This is a genomic window from Bradyrhizobium sp. (assembly GCF_028868675.1).
Lineage (GTDB): Bacteria > Pseudomonadota > Alphaproteobacteria > Rhizobiales > Xanthobacteraceae > Bradyrhizobium.
Genome location: NZ_JAGWUA010000126.1, coordinates 1 through 14,283, shown reverse-complemented (window position 1 = coordinate 14,283; position 14,283 = coordinate 1). Strand labels below are relative to the sequence as shown.

Sequence of the window (14,283 nt, the reverse complement as noted above, 5' to 3'; positions counted from 1 at the left end):
GACGTGGCCGGCGCCACCGGCACGACCTATCTGCTCGGCAATGCCGACGTCGGTCACAGCATCGACGTGGTGGCGAAGTATGTCGACGGCCACGGCACCGCCGAGAGCGTGACCAGCGCGGCGACCCTGACCGTGGCGGCGACGGGCATCATCGTCGGCGACTCCGGGGACAACACGCTGATTGGAACGCCGGCCAACGACTCGTTCCAGGGTTTTGGCGGCAACGATACGATTATCGGCGACCTGGGCTCCGATCGGGCGATCTATACCGACGCTACCGGAGGGATCGCGGTCGATCTCGCGGCGGGGACGGTATCCGGCCCGGGCGTTGGCACCGACAGCCTCACCGGAATCGAGGTCATCCAGGGCAGCAATTTCGCCGACCACTACACCGCGGCCGGCTTTACGGGCGACACCGGAATTCCCGGCTTCCCGATCGGCCTCAATGCCTTCGAAGGCATGGGCGGCGACGACGTCATCGTCGGCTCCGTCAATCCTTCCGGACAGATTCTCACCCGCATCTCCTATCTCAGCGCAACGGGTCCGGTGACGGTCGACTTTGCCGCGGGGACGGCGGACGGCGATGCGTCGGTCGGCCACGACACGTTCACGAACGTCAATGCGGTGACCGGATCGGCATTCGACGACGTGCTGCGCGGTAGCGACACCATCAACGGCATGTATGAATCGTATGACGGCCGCGCCGGCAACGATTTCATCGATGGTCGCGGCGGCTACGATTTCGCGCTCTACAACAATGATCTTTCCACCACGACCGGAATCGTCGTCAATCTCGCTGCCGGAACGGTGACCGGCGATGCCACGATCGGCACCGATACCTTGCGCTCGGTGGAAGGCGTCCGGGGCACGAATTTCGTCGACACGTACAATGCCATCGGCTTCAGCGCCACCAGTACCAATGCCGGTTCGTCCAATACCTTCAACAATTTCGACGGTGAAGGCGGGGACGACATCATCATCGGCAACGGCAACACGCGGATTCAGTACAGCCAGTCGACCGCCGGCGTGACCGTCGATTTCGTCGCGGGCACCGCGACCGGCGATGCATCGGTCGGCACCGATCATTTCAACGGCGTCAACGCCGTCATGGGCTCGATGTTCGGCGACAGCTTCACGGGAAGCGGCGCCAACGAGAACTTCATGGGCCTCGCCGGCAACGACTTCATCGACGGCAAGGGTGGTTTCGACGTCGCCCAATACTTCAACCCCACTTACACGACCGGCGGGATCAATGTTCAGCTCGCCGCCGGCATCGTGACGGGCGACGCCTCGACCGGGACGGATACGCTGCGCGCGATCGAGGGCATCCAGGGAACGAGTTTCGCCGACACGTATGACGCGACGGGTTTCGGGGCCGGGAGCACCAATGCCGGAAGCTTCGGCAGCTTCAATCAGTTCGAAGGCATGGGTGGCAACGACAGCATCACCGGCAACGGCAATACCCGCATCTCCTTCGGCAGCGCCACCGCCGGGGTGACCGTCGATCTCGCGGCCGGGACGTCGTTCGGTACGGCTGCGAACGACGTCGCCAATGTCGGCTCCGATACCTTCACCGGCGTCAACAGCGTGATCGGTTCGGGCTATGCCGACAATCTCACGGGCGACAGCTCGGCCAATATCTTCAACGCGGGTGGCGGCAACGACATCATCGATGGCGCCGGCGGAACCGATCTGGCGGTGTTCTCCGGGCCTGCGGCGGCCTATACGATTTCGTTCGATGCGCCGTCGGCGGGAAAGATCCAGGTCGCAGATTCCGTTGCCGGACGAGACGGCACCGACACGCTTTCCAACATCGAGGTCCTGGAGTTCAACGACAGCACCGTTCTCGTTGCGTCAGGCACCCTCGCGAACCCGCTCAATCTTGCGGCGCTGACCTCGGGAATCGCCCTGAAGCCGATAACGGCGCTGACCGGCACCGCGAACGACTTCATCCTCGTCAATCCGGGGATGAGCGGGCTTTCGATCGATCTGGGGGCCGGAACGGGCGACACCGTGGCCCTTGCGTCCGCCGGCGGCTACAATCTCAATCTCGTCAATGCCGAGAATGTGGTCGGCAGTTCCGGCGACGACTTCGTCGCCCTTCAGAACGTAGCAAATGGTCTCGCTGTCGATCTCGGCACGGGAAACAATGCGCTTACCCTGGCGAATGGCAGCAATTCCCTTGCCGCCACGAACGTCGGAGCGATCAATGGTTCCGATTTCGGCAGCATTGCGTCCGACGACACGTTGACACTGCTCAACGACGTCAACGGCGTGAGCATCAACCTCGGGCTAGGCCTCAATTCGCTCAACCTGGCTTCGGGCGCCAACACGCTCAGCACTGCCTACGGCGTGACCAGCATCAGCGGCACGGTGTCGGCCGACACCCTGACGATCGACAACGCCTTTTCGACCCGCATGGATCTCGGCACCGGAAACGACACGCTCAACCTGGGTGCCAATATCAACCAGATGACGTTCGTCTACGGTGCCGGCTATGGCGCCGACGTCATCTCCGGTTTCAACGACGTCCTGGGCGACAGGATCGACGTGAGCGGCCTGTCGGGCATCTTCTCGTTTGCGGATATCCAGTCCAGGGCGAGTACGATCGGCGGAAATACCGTGATCGATTTCGGCAGCGGCAACACGCTGACGCTCGCCGGGGTCACGGACATCGTGCAGAGCGATTTCGTATTTACGTCCAGCATCACCGGCACATTGGGACCGGACGTGCTGTTGGGCACCAGCCATGCGGATGCGATCTACGGGCTGGACGGCAACGATCGTCTGCAGGGATTCGGCGGCGACGATCTGCTCGATGGCGGGCCGGGCTTCGATCGGGCGGTCTTCTCGGACGCGACTGGAGCGATCACGGTCAACCTCGCGGCGGGTACGGTCTCTGGCTCCGGCGTCGGGACCGACACCCTTGTCGGCATTGAAGGCGCGGTCGGCAGCGATTTCGCTGATACGTTCAACGCCGTCGGCTTTACCGGCTCGAGCGGCGTAGCGGGGACGCCGATCGGCTTCAACGAATTCGAGGGGCGCGGCGGCAACGATACGATCTTTGCCCGGATCAATGATCAGGGCGCGCCGATAACCCGAGTCTCCTACGTCAGCGCCACGGGCCCCGTGACGGTGAACCTCGCCACCCACACGGCGGACGGTGATGCGTCGGTCGGCCACGACACGTTCGTCGGGGCGATCGGCAACGTGACCGGTTCGGCTTTTGCCGACACGCTGATCGGCAGCGACAATCCGAGCTTCACGGTGGAAGTTTTCGACGGCCGCGCCGGCAATGACACGATCAATGGTGGCGGAGGCTTCGATCGGGTCGATTACAACAATGATTCGGCCGTGACGTCCGGCATCACGGTCCAGCTCGCAGCCGGCGTCGTGACCGGCGACAGCGCGATCGGCACCGACACACTGCTGTCGGTCGAGGCCGCGCGCGGCACGAATTTCGCCGATGTCTACGATGCGACGGGGTTCGGCTCAGGCAGCGTCAATGCGGGCTCGAACGGGACGTTCAACGAGTTCACCGGCAATGGCGGCGACGACCTCATCATCGGCAATGGCAACACGCGTCTCAGTTACAACAATGCAACGGCAGGAGTGATCGTCGATATCGCGGCGGGGACGGCGAGCGGCGATGCGTCGGTTGGGACCGATACGTTCTCCGGCGTCAACGCCGTGCAGGGGTCCATGTTTGCCGACGGCCTGTCGGGGAGCAGCGGTAACGAGACGTTCTTCGGCAATGCCGGAGATGACTTCATCGATGGTCGCGGCGGATTCGATACCGCATCGTACTACAACATCTATTTCGTGACCGCGGGCATTGCCGTCGATCTCGCCGCCGGCACCGTGACGGGCGATTCCTCGATCGGAACCGACACGCTGCGGTCGATCGAGGCCATCCAGGGCACCAGTTTCGCCGATGCCTACGTGGCTACGGGCTACGGCAGCGCGGGTGCCCTCAACGTCGGCAACAACGGCACCTTCAATCAGTTCGAAGGCCTCGGCGGCAACGACAGCATCACCGGCAACGGCAACACCCGCATCAGCTACAGCAATGCGACCGCTGCGGTGACCGTCACGTTCACGGCCGGTAGCTGGACCGGCACGACCAGCGGCGGATCCGGCACGGCGACCGGCGACGCGTCCGTGGGCGCCGATACCTTCTCGGGCGTGAGTTCCGTGCTCGGCTCGTCCTACAACGATGTCTTCACGGGATCCAACAATCCCAGCGGCTCGAGCGAGGAGTTTGGCGGCCGTGGCGGAAACGACCTGATCGACGGCCAGGGCGGGTTCGATCGGGCATTCTACAACAACGACGGGGCCGCATCGGGTATCCAGGTCGATATGGCGTCGGGCACGGTCATCGGAGACCCCATCGCGACCGGAACGGACACGCTGAGGTCGATCGAGGCAGTCCGCGGAACGAATTTCGCGGATACCTATGTCGCGACCGGCTTTGGGTCCGGTAGCCTGAACGCCGGCAGCAACGGCACCTTCAACGAGTTCGAGGGACTCGGCGGCAACGACACCATCACCGGCAACGGCAACACCCGCATCTCATTCCTGAGTGCTCTCGACGGCGTGACCGTGGATCTGCAGGCGGGTACCGCATCCGGCACCGCAGCGGACGACGTCGCGGGCGTGGGCGTCGACAGCTTCACCGGCGTCAATGCGGCTCGCGGCTCGAATTTCGCCGACGTCATCTCCGGCGATGCGAACGCCAATACTCTCGAAGGTCGCGACGGGGATGATCGCCTCAACGGCAGGGGCGGGGCAGACATTCTGACCGGCGGCAACGGCGCGGATACGTTCGTCTACGCGACCGGCGGCGGCGCGGATACCGTCACGGACTTCAGCCATGCCCAGGGGGACAAGATCGACGTCACCGGCGTCAATGGTATCTTTGGCCTTGCCGACATCCAGTCCCGTGCAACGATGGTCGGCAGCAATACGGTCATCGATTTCGGAAACGGCGATACGATGACGCTGCAAGGCGTGACGTCCAGCAGCCTGGTAGCCGGCGACTTCGTTTTTGGGGCTCCGTCTCCCCTGATTTCGGGCAATCTGTCGATGGTTGCCGCGAAGGGCGGAGGCTCTGTACTGACGACCGGCAGCGCGACGGCCAACCTCATGGCAGTCGATCCCGGGTATTCGGCCGGCCAGCTCGTGTTCACCGTGACCGGGACCAGCCATGGCCACCTTGTGAATTTGGCGACCGGCACCGCCATCACGAGCTTCACGCAAGCCCAGCTCAACAGCAACTCGGTGCTGTTCGTGACGGACAGCCCGACCTATGTGGGGCAGGGCGGCTTCACCGTGTCGCTGTCCGATGGCGTCGCGGGGAGGCCGGCCGTCACGGCGACGGTGGGCGTCACCATGGTCGACGCAATCCTCGCCATCGCGACCGGGAATCCGAACGACTACAATTTCGATCAGGACAACCCGATCGGCGCGATGGGAGCCGGCGTCGTGGCCGGCGTAACGCCGACCTTCTTCACGATCGGCAACCCGGCGACGAACCGCAGTTTCTTCGTCAATGGCAACGACTTCGTCTACGATTCGGCAAACCACGTGTTCACGGCCGGCACGATCACCGCGATCCAGGAGGTCACCGCCGACGCCAGCCACACGCCGTTGGTCAATTTCATCCTGAACGTTCCGGTCGTCGACTGGATGAACGCGGTCGTGGCCAAGGCCGGCGGCGACTCCAGCAAGATCGAGGCGTTGACCAGCAACTGGACCTTCAATTTCGTCGGCGGGCCCCACGCCGAAACGGTCGGCGCGGCGGATCTCAACGACATCTTCACCGGTAACGGCGGCAACGATACGTTCGACGGCCAGTTCGGCTACGACCGCGCCAACTACGGCAACGCCACGGGGCCGATCACCGTCCAGCTTGCCGCCGGGATCGTGACCGGCGACGCATCGGTCGGAACCGACACGTTGAAGTCCATCGAGATGGTCACGGGCGGCAACTACGCGGACTATTTCGACGCGACCGGCTTCGGCGCCACCAGCGCGAATGCGGGCAGCATGGTGACCGCGAACGTTGCGGGACTCTTCAACGAGTTCGAGGGACGCGGTGGCGACGACACGATCGTCGGCAACGGCCAGACGCGGCTCTCTTACTACCACTCCACGGCGGGCATCACGGCCGCCTTCACGGCGGGCAGCTGGACCAGCGCGGCGAGCGGTGGGTCCGGCATCGTGACCGGCGACGTGTCGGTCGGTACCGATCACTTCACCGGCGTGAACAGCATCCGCGGCACCAATTTCGACGACGTGTTCCACGGCAGCAACAATCCCTCGCAGAGCGCGGAGAATTTCGAGGGTCTTGGCGGCAACGACTTGATCGACGGCGGCGGCGGCTTCGACCGCGCGGTCTACAATCTGGCCCATGACGGGGTCGGGATCTCGGTCAGTCTGGCCGGCGGGCTCGTCACAGGCGGTCCCGATACCGGGACCGACACGCTGGTGTCGGTCGAAGCGGTCTGGGGAACGATCTTCGCCGACATCTACGACGCGACGGGGTTCACCGCGTCCAGCGCCAATGCCGGCAGCGCCGGCGTCAATGGCAACGGTGCCGCGTTCAACGAATTCGAGGGCGACGCCGGCGACGATACGGTCACGGGCAACACCAATACCCGCGTCACCTACACCCACTCGACCGGCGGCGTCGTCGTGACGCTCGGCTCCGGCGGGTCGGGCGATGCCTATGGCAACAGCACCGTCGGGCACGACCATTTCACCGGCGGCGTCAACGCCGTGCGCGGATCCGAGTTCAACGACGTCATCACCGGCAATGGCGGCGGCAACACGCTGGAAGGCCTCAACGGCAATGACGTCCTCGATGGCGGCGGCGGCAACGACATGCTGATCGGCGGGCTCGACGCGGACATCTTCGTCTACAAGCCCGGCTACGGCATCACGACCATCTCGGATTTCAGTCATGCCCAGGCCGACCGGATCGACCTGCGCGCCTTCAGCGGCATTCACGGCTTCGGCGATCTGACCATCGCGCCCGATGGCACGATCACCTCGGCCGCCGGCGGCCTCGATGCCAGCCACAAAATCGTCATCCAGGGCTACGATGCCGTCAGCAATCCGCTGACCGCGGCCGATTTCATCTTCAATTCGTCGATCGGGGCTTCGGTTTCCGTCACTGTGCAGACGCCGGACGGATACGACTTCAGCACGCTGTATGCCGATATGGCCGCCAGCAACCCGGTCCAGGCGGCGAACGATGCCACCCACGTCTTTGCCGTCGACACGGCCAGGGGCATCACGTTCGAGATGGTCGGGACCGGTTTCACCTATGACGGTGTCACTCATCTGGTGACCGGCGGCACCATCGCCGAGATCGACATCCTGAATACGACCGACCCGACCCAGACCACGCAGGATCACGTGTTGGTCAATACCAACGGCTGGAACATCAGCGCCGCGACTTTCATGAGCGCCATCGGCGCCTATGCTGCAAATCCGGCCGGGCCGGGCCTCGCCCAGCTCAACGGCATCTTCAACGCCGCGACCTACAGCGTGGTCGGCAGCCCGGGCTTCGCCGACAACAACAGCAAGCCGCACGACGGTGCCGACACCTTCTTCGGCGGCGACCGCGCGGACGTCTTCAACGGCATGGCCGGACCGTTCGGCCCGTCCGACCCCGGCAGCGACACCGTCGACTATTCTCATGCCGGCGCCGGCATCACCGCCAATCTCCTGAATCCGACGAGCAACGCCGGTGCTGCCGCCGGCGACGTCTACAATTCCATCGAGAACCTGCGCGGCACGTCATTTGACGATACGCTGGTCGGTGACGGCAACAACAACGTGCTGGAGGGCGGGTTCGGCCACAACACGTTGGACGGAGGCGGCGGCAGCGATACCGCGAGCTATCAGCACGCCACGACCGGCGTGACCGTCGATCTCGGCATCTCCGGGGTGGCGCAGACGGTTGCCGCCGGAATGCAGGATACGCTCACCAACATCGAGAACGTCATCGGATCGAGCCATGACGATACGTTGACGGGCACTGGCAGCAGCGTGCTCGAGGGCGGCGCCGGAGACGATCACCTGATCGGCCACGCGGCGGGCAGCGACACCGCGAGCTACGAGCATGCGGCCGCCGGCGTGACCGTCAGCCTGGCCATCGCCGGCCCGCAGAACACGATCGGGGCGGGAACGGATACGCTTACCAATATCGCCAACCTGACGGGATCGCAGTTCAACGACACCCTGACCGGCGATACCCACGACAACGTCCTGTTCGGAAACGGCAACAGCGATACGTTCGTCTTCAACGAGACCGCAGGCGGCATCGGACACGACACGATCGGCGATTTCATCTCCGGGCAGGACAAGATCCAGCTCGACTACCAGGCCTTCAATCCGGCCGACCCGAGCAGCTTCTCGACCTGGTTCGCGACCCACGTCACGGCGGTGAACGGTGGTGACCTGCAGATCGACCTCAATACCGACGGTCTGCATCCGAACCAGGATGTCATCCTGCTCAAGAACGCTTCCATCGGCGGCCTGCAGGCCAACGACTTCATCCTGCATCCCGGGGGAATCATCTGACGCCGGCGCCTCGGCGGGGCCGTCAGAGGCATGAACCTCCGGCGGCCCGTTTCGAAGCGCGCGTGAAAGAGCCGCCCGGGCGTGATATGCAATCGGCATGAAACGGCTCAAATCCCTGCGGCGATGGTTCACGCGAAAGTTCGGCTACGCCCGGCTGCTCTGCCTTCTGCTGCTCGTGGGCTTTGCCGCCCTGCGCATGGCCGATCCGGCGCCGATGCAGGAGGTGCGCCTCAGGACTTTTGACTTCTTCCAGGTCCTGGATCATCGCGAGAAGACCGCGAGGCCGGTCACCATCGTCGATCTCGACGACAGGAGCCTGAAGGCGGTGGGGCAGTGGCCGTGGCCGCGGACCGTGGTCGCCGACCTCGTCACCAACCTGACGCGGTTGGGGGCCGCGGCGATCGCCTTCGACGCGGTGTTCTCCGAGCCCGACCGGCTCAATCCGGACGCCGCGGCCGAGACCTTCCGCAATCTCGACGAGGCGACGCGCGAGAAGCTGAAGGCGCTGCCGAGCAACGATCAGGTGTTCGCCGAGGCGATCAAGCGGTCGCGTGTGGTGCTCGGCGAGTCCGGGCTTCCGAAGGCGAACGCGGAGCTCGACAAGAAGCTACCGCAGACGGGGCTCGCGACCCTCGGCGAGGACCCGCACAGGTTCCTGTTCGAATTCCCCGGCCTTCTGCGCAACGTTCCGGTGATCGAGGCGGCCGCCTCCGGACGCGGGCTCTTCACCATCCGGCCCGAGCGCGACGGCATCGTCCGGCGCGTGCCGGTCGTGATGCAGGCGCAGGGCGTGATCATGCCCTCCCTGACCTTCGAGATGCTGCGGGTGGTGACCGGCACCGACACGATCTTCATCAAGACCGACAAGACCGGCATCCAGAGCGTCGGCGTGAAGGGCTTCCAGCTTCCGACCGACAAGAACGGCCAGCTCTGGGTGCACTACGCACGACAGGATCCCTCGATCTACGTGTCGGCGGTCGACGTGCTCCAGGGCAAGGTGCCGGCGGAGAAGGTCGCGCGAAAACTGGTGCTGATCGGCACCTCGGCGGTCGGCCTGAACGACATCAAGACGACGCCGGTCTCGCCGGCAATGCCCGGCGTCGAGATCCACGCCCAGGTGCTGGAAAGCGCGCTGACCGGCGGCATCGTCGCGCAGCCCGGCTACGGCATCGCGCTGGAATTCTTCGCCGCCATCGTCATGGGCCTCCTGGTCATCGCTTTCGCGCCGAAGTTCGGCCCCGTCACCCTGGTCGGCGTCGGCGCACTGTTCGCCTCGGTCCTGCTCGGCGTCTCCTGGTACTACTACGTGCGCCACCACCTGCTGATCGACCCGACCTATCCGCTCTCGTCGACCACGGCGATCTACCTGACGCTGATCTTCGCGAGCTTCGTGCGCGAGCAGCGGCAACGCAAGCAGATCCGCGGGCAGTTCGCACAGTACATGTCGCCGGTGCTGGTCGAGCAGCTCGCGCAGGCGCCGGAGCGGCTCAAGCTCGGCGGCGAGGAGCGCGAGATGACCATCATGTTCTCCGACGTGCGTGGCTTCACCTCGATCTCGGAGACCTACAAGCGCGATCCGCAAGGCCTGACCGCGCTGATGAACCGCTTCCTGACGCCGCTCACCAACGCGATCCTGGCGCGCAAGGGCTATATCGACAAGTACATGGGCGACGCCATCATGGCGTTCTGGAACGCTCCGCTCGACGACAAGGAGCACGAGATCAACGCCTGCCAGGCCGCGCTGGACATGCTGGAGAAGATCGACGAGGTCAACAAGGCGCGCGAGGAGGAGGCCGCCGAAGGCGGTCGCGTCTACATCCCGCTCAATGTCGGCATCGGGCTCAACACCGGCGTCGGCGTGGTCGGCAACATGGGCTCCGACCTCAAGTTCAACTATTCGGTGCTCGGCGACAGCGTCAATCTGGCCTCGCGCCTGGAAGGCCAGACCAAGGAATACGGCTTTCCGATCATCGTCGGCTCCCGGACCGCGCTCGCCGTCAAGGACAGGTTCGCGATCCTCGAACTGGACTTCATCATGGTCAAGGGCAAGACCGAGCCTGAGGTGATCTACGCCATCGCCGGTCGCGAGGACGTGATGAACTCGGCGAGGTTCCAGCGCCTGCGCAACGTCACGATCGAGATGCTTGCCTGCTACCGCAGCCGCGACTGGCAAGGCGCGCTGGACGCGATCGAGCGCGGCCGCAAGAGCGAGGACGCCGAGACCCTGGCGAAGCTGTTCAAGCTCTACGAACTGCGCATCAGAGCCTACCAGGTCGATCCGCCGCCGGCGGACTGGAATGGCGCCTATGCGCTGCTGACCAAGTAGCGGCGCGCGGCGAGACGGGAGGAAAACGGCATGACCAAACCGACAGCGAAAGAGATCCGGGCGGTGGCGGAAGCTGCCGGCGTCCCGGTGGACGAGGAGACCGCGGGCCGCATCGCCAACGCGATCGGTCCGGCTTTCGAGGGCTTTGCCGCCATTTCCGGCACGCTGCCGCTCGATCTCGAGCCGTCGCACTATCTGCTGGCGCAAACTACGAAGGCCGCGCGATGAGCATCGAACCGGCGCTGATGTCGCTCACCGAGGTCGCGCGCGCGATCGCGATGAAGCAATTGTCCTCGCGCGAGGTGACGCGCGCCTGCCTGCATCGGATCGCAGAGTGGCAGCCGCATCTCAATGCCTTCATGAGCCTCGAGGCCGAGGCCGCGCTCGAAGCGGCCGACGCTGCCGACGCCGCGCTGGGGCGCGGTGAGGTGCGTGGACCGCTGCACGGCGTCCCGCTCGCGCACAAGGACATGTATTACGACGCCGGAAAGGTCGTGACCTGCGGCTCGCTGATCCGCCGCGATTTCGTCGCCACCGCCACCTCGACGGCGCTGCAGCGGCTCAAGGACGCCGGCCAGGTTCGGCTCGGGACGCTGCAGATGGCGGAGTTCGCCTACGGCCCGACCGGCCATAACAGCCATTACGGTCCGGTGCGCAATCCCTGGAACCCCGCCCACATCACCGGCGGCTCATCGTCGGGCTCGAGCGCGGCGGTCGCGGCGCGGCTGACCTTCGCCGCGCTCGGCTCCGACACCGGCGGCTCGATCCGTATGCCCGCGCATTTCTGCGGCGTCACCGGGTTGAAGACGACCTGGGGCCGCGTCAGCCGCGCCGGCGCGATGCCGCTGTCGCAATCGCTCGACACCGTCGGTCCGCTGGCTCGCACCGCGGAGGATTGCGCGCTGCTGCTGTCGATCATGGCGGGTGCGGATCCCGAGGATCCCACGGCGAGCCGCGAGCCGGTGGCCGACTACGTCGCGGCGACCAGGGGATCGCTGAAAGGTCTCAGGATCGGCGTGCCGGCGACCTATTATGTCGACGATCTCGACCCGGAGGTCGGGCGCGTCCTCGATGAGACCATCGCGGTGCTGAAACGCGAGGGCACCGACATCGTCAAGGTCGAGCTGCCCGATCAGCGGCAGATGTCGGCGGCGAGCCAGCTCGTGCTCGCGGTCGAAGCCGCGGCCTTCCACAAGCGATGGCTGATCGAGCGGCCGCAGGACTTTGGCCCGCAGGTGCTGATGCGGCTGCAGAACGGGCTCGCGGTTCCCGCCATCACCTATCTCGAGGCGATGCGCTGGCGCGGCCCCGCGCTCGCCGCGCACAATGCGGCGACCGCCGGCGTCGACGCGGTGATCGCCCCGGCCTCGCCGATCCCCGCGCCGACCATTGCAGAGAGCGACGTCGGCGCCGGCCCGAACGCCGGCGCCGTGCTGCAGCGGCTGACGCTGTTCACCCGTCCGGTCAACTACCTCGGCCTGCCGTCGCTGACGGTTCCTGCGGGCTTGAGCAAGGGCGGCTTGCCGATCGGCATGCAGCTCATCGGCCGCTCCTTCGACGAGGCGACCCTGCTGACCATAGGCGCAGCGTTCCAGCGCGCGACCGATTTCCACGCGCGTGTGCCGAAGCCTCCGGCAAAATAGCGGCCGCAAACGGCTGTGCGGCTTTCCCGGACGTTCAGCCCGCGTTCAGCCGCCGGACGGTTCCATGTCACCTTCGCGGCACGCGAAGAGGGGGAGGGAGCTTACATGTACATTTCCAACCAGGGCCTGATCGTCATCCTGTTCGTCGGCCTCGTCGCCGGCTGGCTTGCTGGAAAGGTCGTGCGCGGCACCGGCTTCGGCATCGTCGGCGACATCGTGGTCGGCGTCGCCGGCGCGCTGATCGCGAGCTTTCTGTTCCCGCGGCTCGGCATCCATCTCGGCACCGGCCTGGTGTCGGAAATCGTCTATTCCGCGATCGGCGCCGTGATCCTGCTGATCGTCGTCCGGCTGGTCCGCGGTGGCGGCCGGCTTTAGCCCGGAAACTTGCCGCTTCCGGTGCCATATTGGGATAACTGCCGGCGCGGACCGCGGGCGCGCGGAGGTCGCGCCTCGCGGGCTTTTGATTAACCGTACTTCATTGGACCATTGCCGAAAAACTCGATATTAATCAGGGGCTCGCTACCCTCGGAACCGTCCGTGAAATCAGGGGCCTGGCCCTCCACCCGAAAAGACAGACAGAGATCAGACCGATGGCAGCGGTTCCCGGCGTCCGGCGTTCCGAACTGGGTGACGCGCTGCGCGCCTGCCGCAGCGCCTTCATCGGCGTCGGCCTGATGAGCTCGATGATCAACCTGCTCTATCTGACCGGGTCGATCTTCATGCTCGAGGTCTATGACCGCGTGCTGCCCAGCCGCAGCATCCCGACCCTGGTCGGGCTGATCATGCTGGCCGGCTTTCTCTACGTCGCGCAGGGCGTGCTCGACCTGATCCGCGGTCGCATCCTGGGACGCATCGGCACCGCGCTGGACGAGGCCCTCAACGGCCGCGTGTTCGACACCATCGTGCGCCTTCCGCTCATGGTCGGCGGTCGCAACGAGGGCCTGCAGCCGCTGCGCGATCTCGACAACGTCCGCTCCTTCCTCGGCAGCATGGGGCCGAGTGCGTTCTTCGACCTGCCATGGCTTCCGCTCTATCTCGGCATCTGCTTTGCCTTCCATGTCTTGATCGGCGTCACCGCGCTGGTCGGCGCGATCGTCCTGGTGGGCCTCACGCTCGTCACCGAGTTCATGTCGCGGCAGCCGGCGCGCGAGGCCATGGGGCTTGCCGCCCGCCGCAACGATCTCGCCACCGCCAGCCGCCGCAACGCCGAGGTGCTGGTCGCCATGGGCATGGCCGGGCGGCTGAATGCGCGCTGGAGCGAGACCAACGAAAAATACCTCGAGGGCAATCAGCGGGCGAGCGACGTCGCCGGCGGCCTCGGCGCCGTCGCCAAGGTGTTGCGCATGATGCTGCAGTCGGCGGTGCTCGCGGTCGGCGCCTATCTCGTCATCCATCAGGAAGCGACCGCCGGCATCATCATCGCCGGTTCGATCCTGTCGGCCCGGGCGCTGGCGCCAGTCGACCTCGCGATCGCGCACTGGAAATCCTTCGTCGCCGCGCGGCAGAGCTGGCACCGCCTCAGCCGCCTGCTGGAGCAGATGCCGCCGCAGACGGCGCCGACGCAGCTGCAGATCCCCTCCAGCCGGCTGTCGGTCGAAGCCGTCAGCATCGTGCCGCCCGGCGACCAGCGCGTCATCGTCCAGGAGGTCGGCTTTACGCTCAACGCCGGCAATGGCCTCGGCGTAATCGGGCCGAGCGGCTCGGGCAAGTCGTCGCTGATCC

General features: G+C 65.5%; 6 protein-coding genes. All 6 read left to right on the top strand.

Annotated features, from left to right (window positions below; genetic code table 11):
• Positions 1-69: 69 nt before the first annotated feature.
• Entirely contained in the window at positions 70-8,592 is an 8,523-nt protein-coding gene (locus KGM94_RS16635) for a cadherin-like domain-containing protein (RefSeq protein ID WP_300261358.1), read from the top strand.
• A gap of 97 nt (positions 8,593-8,689) precedes the next feature.
• Positions 8,690-10,918, top strand: a complete 2,229-nt coding sequence (locus tag KGM94_RS16630; RefSeq protein WP_300261354.1) for an adenylate/guanylate cyclase domain-containing protein — start codon at positions 8,690-8,692, stop codon at positions 10,916-10,918.
• Positions 10,919-10,948: 30 nt separating this feature from the next.
• Positions 10,949-11,146: a hypothetical protein gene (locus KGM94_RS16625; protein WP_300261351.1), complete on the top strand. Its 198-nt coding sequence runs from the start codon at positions 10,949-10,951 to the stop codon at positions 11,144-11,146.
• Positions 11,143-12,561, top strand: a complete 1,419-nt coding sequence (locus tag KGM94_RS16620; protein ID WP_300261347.1) for an amidase — start codon at positions 11,143-11,145, stop codon at positions 12,559-12,561. Before KGM94_RS16625 ends, KGM94_RS16620 begins: the two co-directional genes overlap by 4 nt.
• A 105-nt stretch (positions 12,562-12,666) precedes the next feature.
• Entirely contained in the window at positions 12,667-12,936 is a 270-nt protein-coding gene (locus tag KGM94_RS16615; RefSeq protein ID WP_300261344.1) for a GlsB/YeaQ/YmgE family stress response membrane protein, read from the top strand.
• A 215-nt stretch (positions 12,937-13,151) separates the two neighbouring features.
• Positions 13,152-14,283: ABC transporter transmembrane domain-containing protein (locus tag KGM94_RS16610; RefSeq protein WP_300261340.1), on the top strand; the 1,132-nt coding region annotated here is incomplete at its 3' end.

Bases quoted from the DNA above. Each gene is read 5' to 3' on its own strand.
- KGM94_RS16630 (WP_300261354.1), top strand. From the start codon at position 8,690: ATGAAACGGCTCAAATCCCTGCGGCGATGGTTCACGCGAAAGTTCGGC.
- KGM94_RS16625 (WP_300261351.1), top strand. From the start codon at position 10,949: ATGACCAAACCGACAGCGAAAGAGATCCGGGCGGTGGCGGAAGCTGCC.
- KGM94_RS16620 (WP_300261347.1), top strand. From the start codon at position 11,143: ATGAGCATCGAACCGGCGCTGATGTCGCTCACCGAGGTCGCGCGCGCG.
- KGM94_RS16615 (WP_300261344.1), top strand. From the start codon at position 12,667: ATGTACATTTCCAACCAGGGCCTGATCGTCATCCTGTTCGTCGGCCTC.